Annotated in this window: 18 protein-coding genes; 15 read left to right on the top strand and 3 right to left on the bottom strand. The window is 36.3% G+C overall.

What is annotated here, in order from left to right; all coding sequences use genetic code 11:
* Positions 1 to 23 precede the first annotated feature (23 nt).
* The 13 genes from QWZ08_RS24805 to QWZ08_RS24745 all read left to right on the top strand — a co-directional run bounded on the left by QWZ08_RS24805 (position 24) and on the right by QWZ08_RS24745 (position 11,342).
* Positions 24 to 698 (top strand): hypothetical protein, encoded by a 675-nt coding sequence (locus QWZ08_RS24805; protein ID WP_290340327.1) that lies wholly within the window; start codon positions 24 to 26, stop codon positions 696 to 698.
* 165 nt (positions 699 to 863) lie between these two features.
* Positions 864 to 1,946, top strand: a complete 1,083-nt coding sequence (locus tag QWZ08_RS24800; RefSeq protein WP_290340325.1) for a glycosyltransferase — start codon at positions 864 to 866, stop codon at positions 1,944 to 1,946.
* A gap of 268 nt (positions 1,947 to 2,214) precedes the next feature.
* Positions 2,215 to 3,030 carry a glycosyltransferase family 4 protein gene (locus QWZ08_RS24795; protein ID WP_290340324.1) on the top strand — a complete coding sequence of 272 codons (816 nt, stop codon included), beginning with the start codon at positions 2,215 to 2,217 and terminating at the stop codon, positions 3,028 to 3,030.
* A 31-nt stretch (positions 3,031 to 3,061) separates the two neighbouring features.
* Positions 3,062 to 4,312: a glycosyltransferase gene (locus tag QWZ08_RS24790; RefSeq protein WP_290340323.1), complete on the top strand. Its 1,251-nt coding sequence runs from the start codon at positions 3,062 to 3,064 to the stop codon at positions 4,310 to 4,312.
* Positions 4,313 to 4,686: 374 nt separating this feature from the next.
* A complete protein-coding gene (locus tag QWZ08_RS24785; RefSeq protein ID WP_290340322.1) occupies positions 4,687 to 4,917 on the top strand; it encodes an acyl carrier protein in 231 nt (76 codons plus the stop codon).
* A 157-nt stretch (positions 4,918 to 5,074) separates the two neighbouring features.
* Positions 5,075 to 5,731, top strand: a complete 657-nt coding sequence (locus QWZ08_RS24780) for an acetyltransferase (RefSeq protein ID WP_290340320.1) — start codon at positions 5,075 to 5,077, stop codon at positions 5,729 to 5,731.
* Between the two features lie 96 nt (positions 5,732 to 5,827).
* Complete coding sequence (locus QWZ08_RS24775; RefSeq protein ID WP_290340318.1) at positions 5,828 to 6,904, top strand: glycosyltransferase family 4 protein; 1,077 nt, start codon at positions 5,828 to 5,830, stop codon at positions 6,902 to 6,904.
* 13 nt (positions 6,905 to 6,917) lie between these two features.
* Complete coding sequence (locus tag QWZ08_RS24770; RefSeq protein ID WP_290340317.1) at positions 6,918 to 7,529, top strand: sugar transferase; 612 nt, start codon at positions 6,918 to 6,920, stop codon at positions 7,527 to 7,529.
* Positions 7,530 to 7,548: 19 nt separating this feature from the next.
* Positions 7,549 to 8,190: an acetyltransferase gene (locus tag QWZ08_RS24765; protein WP_290340316.1), complete on the top strand. Its 642-nt coding sequence runs from the start codon at positions 7,549 to 7,551 to the stop codon at positions 8,188 to 8,190.
* A gap of 10 nt (positions 8,191 to 8,200) precedes the next feature.
* A complete protein-coding gene (locus tag QWZ08_RS24760; protein ID WP_290340315.1) occupies positions 8,201 to 9,265 on the top strand; it encodes a 3-oxoacyl-ACP synthase III family protein in 1,065 nt (354 codons plus the stop codon).
* 17 nt (positions 9,266 to 9,282) lie between these two features.
* Entirely contained in the window at positions 9,283 to 9,513 is a 231-nt protein-coding gene (locus QWZ08_RS24755; RefSeq protein WP_290340314.1) for an acyl carrier protein, read from the top strand.
* A 22-nt stretch (positions 9,514 to 9,535) separates the two neighbouring features.
* On the top strand, positions 9,536 to 10,594 hold the full coding sequence (locus QWZ08_RS24750) for a 3-oxoacyl-ACP synthase III family protein (protein ID WP_290340313.1): 1,059 nt from the start codon (positions 9,536 to 9,538) through the stop codon (positions 10,592 to 10,594).
* A gap of 4 nt (positions 10,595 to 10,598) precedes the next feature.
* On the top strand, positions 10,599 to 11,342 hold the full coding sequence (locus QWZ08_RS24745) for an SDR family NAD(P)-dependent oxidoreductase (RefSeq protein ID WP_290340312.1): 744 nt from the start codon (positions 10,599 to 10,601) through the stop codon (positions 11,340 to 11,342).
* Positions 11,343 to 11,411: 69 nt separating this feature from the next.
* Here QWZ08_RS24745 and QWZ08_RS24740 read toward each other — a convergent pair whose 3' ends face one another.
* Together QWZ08_RS24740 and QWZ08_RS28285 are read right to left on the bottom strand one after the other, a co-directional pair.
* On the bottom strand, positions 11,412 to 11,846 hold the full coding sequence (locus QWZ08_RS24740; protein ID WP_290340311.1) for a hypothetical protein: 435 nt from the start codon (positions 11,844 to 11,846) through the stop codon (positions 11,412 to 11,414).
* Positions 11,843 to 12,343, bottom strand: coding sequence for an exosortase/archaeosortase family protein (locus tag QWZ08_RS28285; protein WP_494337714.1), 501 nt, complete (start codon positions 12,341 to 12,343; stop codon positions 11,843 to 11,845). Before QWZ08_RS28285 ends, QWZ08_RS24740 begins: the two co-directional genes overlap by 4 nt.
* A gap of 332 nt (positions 12,344 to 12,675) precedes the next feature.
* Between QWZ08_RS28285 and QWZ08_RS24735 the strand changes: the two genes are divergently transcribed.
* Positions 12,676 to 13,806 carry a DegT/DnrJ/EryC1/StrS family aminotransferase gene (locus QWZ08_RS24735; RefSeq protein ID WP_290340310.1) on the top strand — a complete coding sequence of 377 codons (1,131 nt, stop codon included), beginning with the start codon at positions 12,676 to 12,678 and terminating at the stop codon, positions 13,804 to 13,806.
* Positions 13,807 to 14,278: 472 nt separating this feature from the next.
* On the opposite strand, the gene QWZ08_RS24730 is transcribed toward QWZ08_RS24735, so the two are convergent.
* On the bottom strand, positions 14,279 to 14,761 hold the full coding sequence (locus tag QWZ08_RS24730) for a hypothetical protein (RefSeq protein WP_290340309.1): 483 nt from the start codon (positions 14,759 to 14,761) through the stop codon (positions 14,279 to 14,281).
* Here QWZ08_RS24730 and QWZ08_RS24725 point away from each other — a divergent pair.
* On the top strand, positions 14,748 to 16,409 hold the full coding sequence (locus tag QWZ08_RS24725; protein ID WP_290340308.1) for a polysaccharide biosynthesis protein: 1,662 nt from the start codon (positions 14,748 to 14,750) through the stop codon (positions 16,407 to 16,409). The genes QWZ08_RS24730 and QWZ08_RS24725 overlap by 14 nt on opposite strands.
* Positions 16,410 to 16,471: the final 62 nt, after the last annotated feature.

The raw sequence follows: 16,471 nt of genomic DNA, 5'->3' as shown, positions 1-16,471 counted from the left end.
TTGTGTGGCCCAAACAAATTATTATGGATAATGTTGCTATTCCAATAAGAAATATGCCCTTTTCGTTTGGAACAAAAAGGGGATTAATAAGAAACGAATATGAACTGCCTGAAAGACAATTGATTTCTAATCAGTTAAAATCTTCAGATATTGTTATAGAAATGGGAGGGTCAATTGGAATACTTACTGCAATAATTTCAAAATATGTTGGACCACAAGGAAAGATAATATCTGTTGAAGCTTCAAAAAGAATAACTGATATTTCAAAAAAATGGTTGCAACCTAAAGGGAATATCGAAATACTAACAGGTTTTGGGTTCCCGGTTTTTTCAGTTAATAAGAAGCTAAAGGTTGATAAATTTTCTGAATATGGTGGCAGTCTCGGAGGTGTTGTTTCTTATAGTGATGCGGAGGCAGATAATTCTTCAAATGAGAAAAATGAAATTTGGGACATTGGTAAAATCTGTACAAACTTTAATATCAAGCCAACCGTGTTGGTATTTGATATTGAAGGCACAGAGACAATTTTAATAGATAGCCAGCCAAATTTCCCAGCTACCGTTAGAATCATTATGATTGAACTTCATCCCTGGATGTATGATGAAACGAGCAAAAATGCTATTATTGAAAGAATACAATCGGAGGGCTTTTCAATAGCAGACATAGTAACTACTTCTTATTTGTTCACAAGGAAATAAGTTACTTTATTATAACTTTTTACTTAGGGTTGATGGATCTAAGCAGAGGAGTTATTTGGCTAAAATGGAAACCTATAGATAGTTACCTGTTTATTTTTCTAATCCGGTTTTAGCTGATTTTTAAAGAAGCTAAACAACTTGAATTTTATATATGCACACTTTCTGATGAAAGATAATAAAGTATGTTTAATTAATCTGGCACTTGATATAGGTGGGGCTCAACGCCATACTGCAGATCTTGCAAATTTTCTTGCTGAAAATGACTGCCAGGTGAGTATTATTCTTTTGTCTAAAGCGCCTGTTTGCTTTAAGTTAAGTTCCGATATTAATTTAATAGAGCCCGATTTTAAGATGCAAAGGTCTGTTAAAGGTAAGTTAGTGCATATGACACGGTTGATCAGGTATATCAGGAAATCACTAAAAATGGTTGATCCTGGTGTTATTTTTAATGCATCGTCTCCTTCTTTTTTATTGGCTGCTACGGTAGGTTTAAATTATCCTATGTATTTAACTATCCGGTGTAACCCCTTATATACAAAATTAATTGAGTCATTTTCTGTGCCTTTAATCATCCGTAAAATTTTATACAGAAGACTCAAGGGAATTATAGCACAAACAAATTTTGCTGCATACATACTCGACCGGCAATTTAGTACCAATGCCATTATAGTTATACCTAATTATATCAGGCCATTGCCAACGCTCCGGGTAGCAAAAAAAAATCAAATTGTATCTGTAGGCAGGTTGATAAAAAGCAAAGGGTTTGATTATTTATTAAGAGCATTCGCATTAATAAAAAATGCTGACTGGAAGTTAATGATTGTTGGAGATGGGCCAGAAAGCAGTAACTTAAAACAACTTGCCGTTTCGTTGGCAATTGAAGAAAATGTTGTTTTTACAGGAGCCAAAAATGATGTAAATCAATGCCTTCAGGAAAGTAAAATTTTTGCTTTCACTTCATTGTCCGAGGGGTTTCCCAATGCACTGATGGAGGCAATGGCTACACCACTTGCCTGTATCAGCTTTAACTGTGATGCAGGTCCGGCAGATATTATTGAGGATGGGAAAAGCGGGTTTTTGATTACGCCAAAGGATATAAACGCCTTTGCCGAAAAATTAAGCGTTTTAATGAATGATGAAATGCTACGCACAGTATTTATGGAAGAAGCTTATAAAATAACAGTAAAAAATAGTCTTGAAAAAATTGGCAAACGTTACCTGGATTTAATAGCAGTAAAAGAAAATTAATATGTCTGAAAAACTGGTGAAGGGGAATATATTTTTCTATAATGCTATCCCAATGCCTCATTCCATCCTGATGCATAAGAAAATGGTGGAGGCCGGGTATAAGGTTAATTTTTGGTATTATAAGGGGCTCACTACAATGTATCCCTGGAGCACCATTGATAATGAAGTACATTATTATATATTTAATAAAAAGCCCGGGGATCTTAAAAAGATTTTTGCCCAATTTTCAAGTGCAGATTTTGCAGTTATAACTGGTTGGCATACTTATATGCATTTGTTGTTAATTATTTGGGGAACAATTACCCGAAAAAAATTTGCCTTATGGATTGATATTCATCTTGAAGAAATTGGATGGATTAAAAAACAACGAAATACAATCATGCTTAAAATAGCAACTTACCTTTTTGTGACCGGAAAAAATGGTTTTAATATAATTAATAAGCAGTATGGCATAAGTGAAAAAAAAATGATTGATTTTCCATATCTGGGTGCTGAGTTTGAGGAGCAGTTGGTTAAACAAATCAATGAAGACAGAAAACGGCAGGTAGAATCCGGCGCTAATATAAGATTATTGATTTCGAACAGGTTTATAGAAAGAAAGGGCTACGCTGTAATTTTAAAAATGCTTCATTTAATAAATCGAGATATTCTCAATCAATTTGAGATATCAATATTGGGTACCGGACCAGAGTTGGAGTTTTATAAAAGTTCTATTAGTGCATTTGCTAATAAAGTACATTTTTATGAATGGGTAGAGTACGACGTTTACATTCAACATGTAATGCGATGTGATGTTTATCTGCACGCATCTCTTAATGAACCATTTGGTATTCCTCCCAATGATGCAATGAGCTGCGGTAAAACTGTCGTTGCTTCTGATGGAGTAATTTCTTCAGCTGGCAGAATTACTACTGGTATAAACGGGTTCATCTATGAAAAGAACAATGCAGCCGAGTTGGCAAAAATATTAACCCAACTCGCAAATAACAGGCTTGAAATTTATACTATTGGAGAGAGGGCATTTGAAACGGCACAAATGTATGCACCTTCTTACAATGTGCATCATATGCAAAGTGTTTTATGATTGAAAAAAAAGTATTGTTTCTTTAATTTAAATGACGGTTTTACAAATAAATACAATTGTTAATAGCGGCAGTACCGGACGCATTGCTGAAAGTATCGGGATATTGTTGAGGTCCCGAGGCGAAGAAAGTGTTATTGCCTTCGGTAGAGGAAATCAGCAAAGTGCGTCTAAAACGATACGAGTAGGTACTAAACTGGATGCTCAGTTACACGGGTTAAAAACCAGGTTATTGGATAAACATGGTTTCGGTTCAACTTCGGCAACAAAAAAATTAGTAAATGAAATTAAAAAGATTCAACCGGATATCGTCCACCTTCACAACATACATGGCTACTATATTAATATTAAGGTGTTGTTTAATTTTTTAAAAGAAATCAATATTCCGGTAGTTTGGACACTGCATGATTGCTGGCCTTTTACTGGTCACTGTAGTTATTTCACAACTGTTAGCTGTGAAAAATGGAAAAGCCAGTGTCATCATTGTCCATTATTCAATCGTTATCCTGAGAGTTTTTTTGTAGATAATTCTTACAACAACTATCTCAAAAAAAAAGAATTATTCACTGGCCTGCAAAATATGGTGCTGGTGACACCCAGCAATTGGTTAAAGGATTTGGTAAAAGAGTCATTTTTGAAATCATATCCGGTTCAGGTAATTCATAATGGGGTTGATATAGAGCAATTTATTCCAGGTACAAACGGGGTAGAGCAGTATCGGGAAAAATTAGGCATTGGAAATAAAAAGGTGGTTTTAGGTGTAGCCAGTATTTGGGATCGGCGAAAAGGGCTGGCAGATTTTAAACTATTGGCAGCATTGCTATCACCCGAAGTTATAATCATATTGGTAGGTCTCACCCAGGATTTAATAAAAGAACTGCCTGCCAATATTATCGGAATACAAAGAACAGAAAATCTAAATGAATTGGTTGTTCTCTATAACATGGCCAGTGTGTTTATAAATCCTACCTGGGTAGATAATTTTCCAACAACCAATGTGGAAGCTCTGGCCTGCGGAACTCCCGTGATAACTTACGATACTGGCGGGAGTCCGGAAGCAATTGACGAAAGGTCAGGTATTGTAATTGAAAAGGGAAATATTCAATTGGTTAATGAAAAGCTGCAACAGATTTTAGAAAATGGGGAAGGCTTTTATTCAGCTGCATGCAGAAACAGGGCCGTCAACTTTTTCAATAAAGAGGAACGGTATAGCGATTATGTGGGATTGTATAAGATGCTTATAAAACAGGAAAAAGTTGAAAGCACTCCTTTTGCTGTAAATTAATACCTGTTATTTGAAAATGGTAAGCCCATAATCTACCTGGCTGGTTTGCTATAACTTTAATCCAATGCTTTAAAAGCATATGGTTACCTTATTTGTATGAAATCTATTGGTTCGTGGAATGCTATCTCCCGGTTCTCATAGAAAATGCTTAGTTTAAATTTGAAATATACCAACTGAAGGGGAACCCGATGGGTAGATTGAAGATTTTATTACCGCATTAATTGTTGGCTTCATAACTTACTTATCTGGATTGGATTTGAGTATTTTTTAATTCGGTAATAGTTACTTCAGCACCGTTGTATAAAATAAGTACCTTATATTTAAGGATAAGAATTTTAGTATTAATTTGTATTTTAAAACATACTATAGAAGCTATGAAGGAAAAATTTTTCAAATCTTTTAAAGAAGCCCTTCAAATTGAAAATCGGGAAATTTTGCAGGAGGATGTATTTCGTAATTATGAAGAATGGAATTCATTGGGAAGGCTTTGCCTGATTGTTATGTTGGATGAAGAATACGATTTACAAATAGAAGACAAGGAGTTTGAGAAACTTATTTCCGTTGGTGATCTTTTTAAAGTGGTTGAAAGGAAGATGAATCATTGAGATAATTAATCATAGGTTCAAAACTTAGCCAACGCAACTAATTTGCAAAAAGCTATAATATTAATTATTACCTTAAAGTTAATAGTTCACAAGTATTTTAAGCTTCCGCTTGTATCACGATAGAAGAGTGTATTACTTTCTTTAAAAAATGCAAAGGATGAAAAAAATTATCATAATTGGATCTGGTGGGCATAGCGCAGAGCTGGATGACTATTTTCATTATGCTAAAAAAAAGATCCCGGATTTTAATTTAGTAATTACAGGTTTCCTGGATGATAATCCGGACAGCTATAACAACTATCCATTTACGGCCCCTTTTTTAGGTGATATCAAATCTCATATTGTTCAAAAGGATTGTTACTACATAATAGGAATTGCGAATATGAAATTCAGAAGATCAATCATTGAAAAGTTTTTGGCAAAAGGAGCGTCGTTTACCAATTTTATTCATCCGGACACCTATATATCACCATCATCTAAATTAGGAACAGGGGTAGTAATAGCACCGGGAGTAAATGTGGGTCCAATGGTTTCAATAGGGGATTTTACATTGGTTAATTCGAGAAGCAGTTTGGGGCACAATACGCAGGTAGGCAGTTTTAATTTCATTTGCCCAAATGTTTGTTTTTCTGGATTTACAATCGTGGGTGAGGAAAATTTTTTCGGGATAAATAGTGCTAGTATACCGGGTATTAGGGTAGGTAATAAAAATAAAATTTCGGCAGGTATGATTTTGGATAAAAATGTGGGGGACGAAGAGGTAGTGTTTTACCGCTTTAGAGAAAGAGTAATGGCAGTTCCAAAAGTATATTGAAAACTAAATATTGCGATTTTATAAATCCAGGAGGGGTCTTGTATAATGTCTGATAAAAACTCAATAGTTTTCATAAACCAAAGTGCAGGGTATTTAATGATTGATATTATTAACGCTTACAGCAATTATAATAATAGAGCGTTTATTGCAGGCAATGTAGTTATAAGAAACAATAAATTATCTCCATCAGTTAAAAGGGAGAAAATCATTTCCTACAACAGGTCCTCTGCCTTAAAGCGATTATTTACCTGGTCCTGGGGCTTTCTTCAAATTTTATGGCTGGTAAAAACCCGATATAGGAAAGCAGATTTATTCATTGTGTCCAATCCCCCTTTAGCAGGGCTGATACCGTTACTTTGTACAAATAAATTTTCATTACTTATTTATGATATTTACCCGGATTCGCTGGTGGCCCAAAAATATATTTCTGCGAATTCGTTCCTCGCCCGTCATTGGAGGAATGCCAATCGTAAGATATTTCAAAATGCTCATAAAATATTTACAATAAGCGAGGGAATGAAATCGGTGCTTAAACAATATGTTGATGCAAATAAAATAGAAGTGGTTTCAATCTGGACAGATAATAGTTTTTTAAAACCTGTGGAGAAGCCAGAAAATATATTTATCCGGGAGCATAACCTTTTAGATAAATTTTTAATTGTTTATTCAGGTAATCTGGGTCATTCACACAGCGTTGAAGTTTTGTTAGAAGTTGCCAGGGAAATAACAGATCCGCATATTCATTTTGTAATTATTGGTGAAGGAGACAAAAAAAATTTACTCATTGAAAGGATTCAAAAATATCAATTAAAAAACTGTTTGATGCTCCCTTTACAACCTGTTGAAATCCTTCCATTTAGTCTTTCAGCGGCAGATATTGCAGTAGTAACTTTAAGCAAAGAGGCATCAGGCTTAAGCATTCCAAGTAAAACATTTAGTTTAATGTCTGTGGGGGCGCCATTACTTTGTATTGCCGCTATTGATTCAGAACTGGCTGTTTTAATTAACGATCACGAGATCGGAAAATGCTTTGACCCCACGGAAATTGGGCAGATGGTGAATTTTATTAATTTGGTAAAATCAGATAAGGATTATCATAGTACTTTACAGTTAAATGCGCTCAAAACTTCAAAAAGTTTTGGTCCTGAAAATGCGTTTAAATTTGTTGTCTAGTAAGTGACATAGTATGTATCATAGTTATTTAAAAAGGTTCCTGGATTTTTTTATAGCACTTTTTGTGCTGTTGATATTGTCACCGTTGATGGTATTGGTGGCGGTCCTTTTATATTTAGTAAATAATGGCAAGGTTTTTTTTACCCAGGAAAGACCCGGTAAAAATGCCTGTATATTCAAGGTTATCAAGTTTAAAACCATGAATGATAAAAAGGATGTTTATGGCAAATTGCTTCGTGACAAGGACCGGTTAACCCCTGTGGGTAAATTTATAAGATCTACTTCGCTTGATGAATTACCTCAGCTTATCAATGTTTTAAAAGGCGATATGAGCCTGATAGGACCGCGACCATTATTGGTAAGATATCTGCCATTGTATAACAAAAAGCAAACACGGCGGCACGAAGTAAAGCCTGGTATTACAGGTTGGGCGCAGGTGAATGGCCGCAATACCATCAATTGGGAAGAGAAGTTTGAATTAGATGTATGGTATGTAGATCATTTATCCTTTTCCCTGGACTTGAAAATTTTGTGGTTAACTATAAAAAAAGTTATTGTTAGGGAAGGTATTAATGCGGGTAGTAATGTAACAATGCCACCTTTTTCCGGTACTGCAAAAACGTAAAACAAGAATTATATTCCTTATGAAAGACATTGCTATATATGGTGCCGGAGGCTTTGGGAGAGAGATTGCTTGTTTAATAAAGGCTATAAATGAGTTGCAACCCCAGTGGAATTTACTGGGTTTTGTGGATGATGGAGTACCGAAGGATACAGCCAATCGTTATGGAAAAGTTTTGGGTGATTGCGAATGGTTAAATAATTATGACCATAACTTATCTGTTGCGATTGCAATTGCAAATCCCCAAATATTACGATCAATTACAGCAAGGCTTACAAATGTTCATCTCAATTTTCCAAATATAATTGCACCTACAGTAAGCTTCTATGACAAGGATAGTTTTCAAATAGGCAAAGGAAATATTATATTTTTCGGTTGTCGGTTTTCTTGTGATGTTCAAATTGGAGACTTTAATTTATTCAATGGTTTTGTGGCTCTGGGACACGATGTGAGATTGGGGAGTTACAATATTTTAAACCCGTCCGTTCGCTTATCTGGTGATGTAATAGTGGGTGATGGAAATTTTTTTGGTGTTCAGTCAATTATATTGCAGGGTAAAAAGATTGGGAATCAAACAAAAATTGGCGTCAATAGTGTTATTATGCGTAACACAAAGGATGGTTACCTTTACCATGGCAATCCCGCCAAAATCGTTGTTCAATAAAAAATCAGGTATGGCCTTTCAGGAGATTAAGAATATAGTAATAAGAGGGGTGGCTGCCTGCGTGCCGGAGCATGTAGTAGATAACAGAGATTCCACACTAATTGGTAATGCTGCAGAGATAGAAAAATTTATTGAAAATACAGCAATAGTCAGGCGGCATACCGTGGAGAATAGTGGTATCTGCACGTCTGATCTTTGTTTTGAAGCTGCTCAAAAACTTTTAGCCGAACTGAACTGGAAAAGTAGTGATGTGGATTGCCTTGTTTTTGTAACGCAGACACCAGATTATCAACTGCCTTCCACAGCATGTATTTTGCAACACCGGCTGGGATTGACTGTCGATTGCTTTGCAATTCAACTGTCGCTTGGTTGCTCTGGCTGGGTGTATGGATTATCAACCATCGCTAGCTTGATGAACAATGGCAATTTTAAAAAGGGGTTATTATTGGTTGGGGATACCGTTACAGTTACAAAATCGCCTTTGGATAAAAGTACCTATCCGCTTTTTGGGGATGCAGGAACTGCTACCGCAATTGAATTTGAAGAGGGGGCAGCCGGTATTAAAGTACATACGGGTACGGATGGTAAGGGATATGATGCTATTATTATAGATGATGGCGGGTCTCGCAATCCTTTCTCATCAACATCTTTACAAATGAAAGAAAGGGAATCCGGTATTGTACGCAATAATCTTCAAAGCCACCTCAACGGAACGGACGTTTTTATTTTTGGTATTACCCGGGCACCTCAAAGTATTAAAGCGTTGATAAATCATTTTAATATCAATATTGAAATGGTAGACTATTTTCTTTTTCACCAGGCTAATAAAATGATGACAGAGAAAATACGAAAAAAAATAGGGGTAACAGATTCATCAAAAGTCCCTTATTCCCTCCAGGAATTTGGAAACACTTCTTCTGCTTCCATTCCACTTACAATGGTAACACAAATCAGCGAAACACTCTCAGTTGGCAAACACCAGCTAGTCGGTTGTGGTTTTGGCGTTGGGCTTTCCTGGGGAACAGTTTATTTTGAAACTCATAATCTCTGCTGCCCCCCGGTAATTTATTTATAATTTTAAAATGATATTTTATGCAAGAAAGGTTTATTAGCCTGTTTAAAGAAACGCTTGAGATGGAAGGCAAAAACGTTCAACCCGGTGATTTATTCCGTGAGTACGAAGAATGGGATTCGATGGGACAGTTGTCATTGATAGCAATGATTGATGAAGAATATGATGTGGTTATTGAAGGTAAAAAGTTCCAGGAAATTCAAACAATCGCCCAACTTGTTGAGGCGATTGAATTAGAAAAAACAAAATAATTCGTTCTTTTAATTAATTGTTATGGCGGATATAACCTACAGCAATATTGGAATAATTGGATTGGCAGCTGCTGTGCCGGCAAATACAATTAAAAACCTGGACTATACTCAATATTTTGATGCGGCATCCGTAGCTGAAATAGTTGATAAAACAGGCATCCGGGAGCGCCGTTTTGCCGAACAAGGTACTTGTGCATCAGACCTCTGCTTTGCAGCGGCTGAAAAGTTGCTTGCGGATATGGATGTTGACCGTTCAGAAATTGATTTATTGATTTTTATCTCTCAAACAGGTGACTATCGTATGCCGGCAACCGCTGTTCTGTTGCAGGACCGGCTCGGATTAGGAAAGCATACTGCCGCTTTTGATATTAATCTTGGTTGTTCTGCCTTCATCTACGGATTGTCGGTTGCCTACGCCATGATGAATAGCGGCGGTTTCAGGAAAGTATTGGTATTGGATGGTGAAACAAGATCAAGGGTATATTCTCCAAAAGATCGTAAGACGGCATTTTTGTTTGGAGATGGCGGTATCGCTGCATTAATTGGTAAAGTTGAGCAGGCAGGAAACAGTTATTTTAGTCTTCACTCCGATGGTTCCAAGGAATCTTTTATTAAAATGGATGCTGGTGGTTACAGGATGCCAAGCAGCCCTGAGACCCTTACCGAAAAAGTAGTAGATGAATATGGCAATATGCGTTCTGACGAACATGGTTATATGAATGGCGCAGATGTGTTCAACTTTGTTTTGGCAGAAATTCCAAAAGATATACGCAATTTACTTTCCTATAGTGGGAAGGCCATAAGCGATGTTGATTATTTTGTATTTCATCAAGCTAACAGTTACATGAACGATTATCTAATAAAGAAAATGAAACTGCCGGTTGAGAAAGTACCGACCTCTATCGCATCATTCGGAAATACTTCTTCTGTTTCCATTCCGCTCACTATTGCTTCGCAGTTAACTACAGAGGATTGTAAAAATAAATATTTTTTGTTATCGGGATTTGGAGTAGGAATGAGCTGGGCTTCCTGTATTATTAAAATGACTGATTGTTATATCGCTGATTTGGTTGAAATATAATTTTATGAGTTTGTACAACCCTTTTTTATTGACGGATAAAACCATATTGGTGACGGGGGCTTCCTCAGGTATTGGTAAAGCGATTGCAATTGAGTGTTCAAAAATGGGTGCCAATGTTATAATTACAGGTCGTGATCAAAATCGCCTGAAGGAAACATTTTCCTTACTGCAGGGGGAAGGCAACCTGCAGCTTATTGCAGATTTTTCCACTACTGAAGGAATTAATTCGTTTGTTGAAAAACTCCCTGACTTGAATGGCGTAGTGCATGCCGCCGGGATAATTAAAAGACTTCCATTAAAATTTATCAACGAAAAAGCATTGAATGAGCTGATGCAGACAAATTTGTATGCTCCAGCTTTATTGACCCAGCAATTATATAAGAAAAAGAAATTGATAGACAAGTCATCAATAGTGTTTATCTCCTCCATTGCTGCTTCTTTTTCTTCTATAGGGAATATTATGTACATGGCTTCCAAAGGTGCATTGAACTCATTATGCAAGGGAATTGCCTTCGAATTATCAAGAAATGGTATCCGGGTAAACAGCGTATTGCCCGGAATGGTTCAAACCAATTTAACAAAAGTCATTACAGAACAAGAAATTCAGGATGATATAAAAAGGTACCCGCTTGGCCGTTATGGCAAGCCCGAAGAAATCGCCTATGCTGCTGTGTATTTACTTTCAGATACTACTCAATGGATGACGGGAAGTTTGCTCACGATTGATGGAGGTATTACATTAAGGTAAGACCAGTTTTTGATGACTTTACAAATGGTTGGCAAATTAAAACAACTTTCATATCCCTCGCCTTTTTAATCAATCTTTTGCAGAATGACTTTGTTTTTCCTGCATGCTAGCAAATAAATAATTAATGAACCAAAAAATGAGAAAGGGCCAGGGAGTTACAATGCGGGATGCATTGTCGTAGTACTGCCCAATTATTGCATTAAACCTGAATTCCCGCCCCCATATTAACACGGTACCTATCCGTTCACCTAAAAAAATAAGCAATAGCCGTAATAGCCAAAGGCTGGTATAAATAAGTGTAAATAATTTCCATGAATAAAAGGAAACAGTATATTTCAATGCGATTAAACCACCAATCATGGTAACAATCATCATTGGGTTAAAAGTTAATTTTAAACTTTTAATTTCAACCAATAATTTTCCAATTTCAAGCCAACTAAAAACCAGTGAAAATAATAATAGCGACAACAAATAAGTTATCAGAACCAAAGCGGCATTTTTCATTTAATTGTTTTCTTTCTAATAAATAAGAGCCATCCATAAAAGATTAAAATATCCATGGAAATTGTAAAAAGATAGTGATGGCTAAAATCAAAAGCCCTGTTATAATAAACATAAATATAATAGAGTGCACTCACCCGCAGAATATTGGCAAACGTAATAACAACGATTCCGGCAATACTAAAAACTATTTTTCTCATTATCGGGTAAGGTAACAGGAGCAGCAAACTAATATAAGTAAACATTAAATCAATACCATTGCACGCATAATCAATACCCAACACAATTTGGTTGTTTTCAATTATAGAATTTGCATGGTTGTTCGTATTCCTTATCCAGGAAACTGTTTTTGTTGATGAAAATAAATTAATAATTTTTACAACAGAGGCGCTGATTAAATTTGTAAGTGGTATATCAATTATACCGGATGGTTTTATTAAATGATAATATATAATAAACCATATTGTAAGTAATAAAGACAATTTGATAAAGAAAAACACAAGGGCTTTTCTAGCACCCGGTTTTGATAAATCATAAGATAAATTACTATGACTGGCATTCAGATTCAAAATGTTTTTTCTCTTATTTCTTAATTTAGCAAATATTTCTTGAATTGAAAATTGGAATTGATATGAACTGTTTTCACAAAATTACAGTTAAATCCCCCCAATAAAACTTGCCGGTTAAATTAGGTGTCAAAATTTATAAATTTAGTACTAACTGACCAAAAAAATACGCAATTTTCATCATTAATTTCGCATTCCCGTATCAAGATATTCAGCAGGTTTAATATGTATGAGGTACAGGTAAGCATAGCTAAAGCAATTACACAATGAACCCTAAAATCTGGCTCTCCTCTCCCCACATGGGCGGAAAAGAACAAGTATTTGTAAAAGAAGCATTTGACACCAACTGGATAGCGCCGTTGGGGCCGCACGTAGATGGTTTCGAAAATGACCTCTGCCAATTTACAGGAGCAAAATCTGCCGCTGCGTTAAGCAGTGGAACAGCCGCACTTCATCTGGCTTTGATACTATGCGGCGTTAAGGCAGGCGACGAAGTAATTTGCCAAAGCTTTACTTTTTCCGCATCTGCCAATCCCATAGTTTACCAGGGGGCTACACCTGTTTTTGTAGATTCTGAAAGGGATACCTGGAATATGAGTCCTGAGCATTTGCGGAACGCCATAAAAGACAGGGTAAAAAAGGGTAAAAAGCCAAAAGCCATTATACCGGTTCACTTGTACGGAATGCCTGCAAAAATGGTGGAGATAGCCGCAATAGCGGATGATTTTGAGATTCCTGTTATTGAAGATGCAGCAGAAGCCATTGGTTCGACAATTGACGAAAAACCTTGTGGCAGTTTTGGCAAAATGGGCATCTTGTCTTTTAACGGCAATAAAATAATTACCACATCCGGAGGTGGAGCACTCATAGCGGATAACAATGATTACATTGTAAAAGCCCGCTTCCTGGCTACACAGGCAAGGGACGCTGCACCGCATTACCAGCATTCGCATATTGGCTACAATTACCGGATGAGCAATGTTTGTGCAGCTATTGGCCGGGGACAGATGGAAGTGTTAACCGAAAGAATTCAACAGAGGAGAAATAATTTCAACTATTATATACAACACCTTAGCGGCATCGAAGGCGTTACTTTTTTAAAGGAACCAAACGGCTTCTTCAGTAACCGCTGGTTAACAGCCATTCTAATTGACAGCACTAAGACAAATGGAATTACACGTGAAAATGTAAGACTGGCATTAGAAGCAGAAAACATAGAAAGCCGGCCGTTGTGGAAACCAATGCATATGCAGCCGGTATTTGCCGGCGCACCTTTTTACGGCGATGAAACCTCAGCGCAATTATTTGAAAACGGGCTGTGCCTGCCATCCGGTTCAAACCTGAGTACTACTGACCTGGATAGGGTAATTCAGGTAATTAAAGCGATATTAAAATAGATTTGGGTATTGACGTATTTATACCCCATTTTTATAAAACTTAAAACGCGAATACACCTTACCTCAATCTTCTTTATTCAAAGTGTACTATTCTTCTTGTTAAACGACCCAAATAAAAGTGAATATCCTGTTTAAGGGCCACGCCGGTTTATACATTCTTCATCACACTACTACTACTACTACTACTACTACTGATTCCGTCAGGACAAAAGGAAATAGGCAACTAAATCATCCCAGCGAAGTAATGCATCCACATAGATCCACCCTTCTCTATTCCACTTCCAATGAGTTTCACTTACATTATTTTATCGATGGTTAATTTGAACAGATTGTAAAAACCATTGACGAAATCAAATAATTCAATATAATTGGCGTTACAGTTTGCCGGGTTTTGTAATTGTGTAGTGTTTTTTCTACAAATGGCTAAATTCGGGTTGCCATAGGCGAAATAAACTTTCAAGTTGTTCTATTTCTATAGTTTGGCTGTAATTTTGTTATTTATGGAAGAGTTTGTTTTCCTTAAACGTACAAATACCTTTAAAATATCCGGTTTTAATTTAAACATGTTATTAAAAATCAGGTCTTTATGGGAATTTTGAAGTGAATTAACAGGTTTACCGGATTTTTTATAATTCTTATACATATTATCCAAATACCTACAACTAAACTGAAGCATTATGTCAAGTTTTTTTTTAAAGAATTTTGCCCCGAGATGGATTATTTTTTGTTGTGATATTATTTTAATCACGGTTTCTTTTACTTGCTCCTTTTTTCTGATTGAACATCTTTCAATTGATGTGCATGACTTGTTAAGCTTATTTCCGGCATTGATTACTAATCTTGTGGTGGGTATTTTTTGCATTGGTATTTTTGCTATATACAAAGGAATTATTCGGTATTCTGAAGCAAAAGATATTGTTAGAATTATAAAATTTGCCTTTTTGCAATTTGGCATCTGGGTCCTTCTGTTTTTGGTTGATACAAATCATCTTGTTTCAGGTGTGGTTACTTTTCCGTTATTGGTAATTAATCTATTTGCGGTAATATTTGTTTTAGTTGCCTTTCGTTTGTTGGTAAAGGAAGTTTATTTTATGGCCCAGGCAAGACCCAATCCTGCAAATCGTACTGTTATATTTGGCGCGGGCATGATGGGACAAATTACACAAAAAGTATTGCAACAAGATGCAAAGATAAATACCACGCTTGTAGGATTTATAGATGATAGTCAATATAAGATTGGAAAAAAATTAGAAGGTCTCCCTATTTACAATGCAGCAGATGCTGCTCAATTGGGTAAGTTGTTTAAAAGCAAAAGAATTACACACTTATACATTGCGATTGATAAATTGAGTGTAGACAGAAAAATCGCTCTCACAGATTTGTGTGCGCCCTACAAAATTAGAGTAAACGTTGTTCCCCACGCCAAACAATGGTCTGGTGGTTTATTTCAAAAGAACCAGGTAAAGGAAATGAATATCGAAGATTTGCTGGAAAGGGACGAAATTATTCTTCCGAATGATCAATCAAAATCTGACTATACAAATGCTACAATTCTGGTTACCGGCGCTGCTGGTTCAATTGGGAGTGAAATTTGCCGCCAACTGGTAGGATACGATGTAAAGAAGTTGATTATTTTAGACCAGGCAGAATCAGGATTATTTGATTTGGAATATGAACTGAGACAGAAAGGGATGCGGCAGGGAATACAGGTGGAAGTGGCTTCTGTAAGGGACTATATGCGGATTAAAAAATTATTTGTCGCACATCAGCCAGATATTGTGTTTCATGTAGCAGCTTATAAACATGTACCGTTAATGGAGTGTTTTTCCAGTGAAGCAGTACTTACCAATATTTTTGGAACTAAGGTTATTGCAGATCTTTCGATGTTACACAGCGTGAAAAAATTTGTGCTGGTATCAACCGATAAAGCGGTAAACCCTACCAATGTGATGGGCGCAACCAAACGTGTTTCCGAGATATATATCCAATCGTTAAACGACCGGATTGAATCCAATACAGAATTTATCACCACCCGTTTTGGGAATGTACTTGGATCAGCAGGTTCAGTGGTAGCAACCTTTAAAAAGCAAATTGCTGAAGGCGGTCCGGTTACAATTACCCACCCGGAAATTACGCGGTATTTTATGACGATACCGGAAGCAGCCAAGTTAGTTTTAGAAGCTGGCAGAATTGGTAAATCAAGTGATATTTTACTTTTTGACATGGGTAAACCGGTTAAAATAATGGATCTTGCTACCCGCATGATTCAGCTGGCTGGCTTCGTACCGGGTAAAGAAATTGCCATACAGTGTACATCATTAAGACCAGGAGAAAAAATGTATGAAGAATTATTTAAGGATTCCGAAGAATTTGCACCTACAAGCCATCCAAAAATATTAAGAGCAAAAAAATGCTCGGATACGAATCCCAATTTTTATTCCTTACTAATTAAGCTGGAAGCTGCTGCTATTGCTCATAGCAACGAAATGATAGCTCCCCTTTTGGGAAAAATGCTTCCTGAATTTAAACATGCACCTAATAAAATCGTTAAGAAACCACTTACGCTGGAAAAAATAGATAAACTGCCTTTCAGTAAAAGTTGAGTTCAATACATAATTTATAGAAGATCTGATGTATTAATTGGTTGTTAATTCAACCTCTTTTT

It is taken from the genome of Ferruginibacter paludis, from assembly GCF_030409685.1.
In the GTDB taxonomy this organism is placed as follows: domain Bacteria; phylum Bacteroidota; class Bacteroidia; order Chitinophagales; family Chitinophagaceae; genus Ferruginibacter; species Ferruginibacter paludis.
Note: the sequence above shows the minus strand (reverse complement) of the source record. Positions and strands in the feature narration are given on the sequence as shown.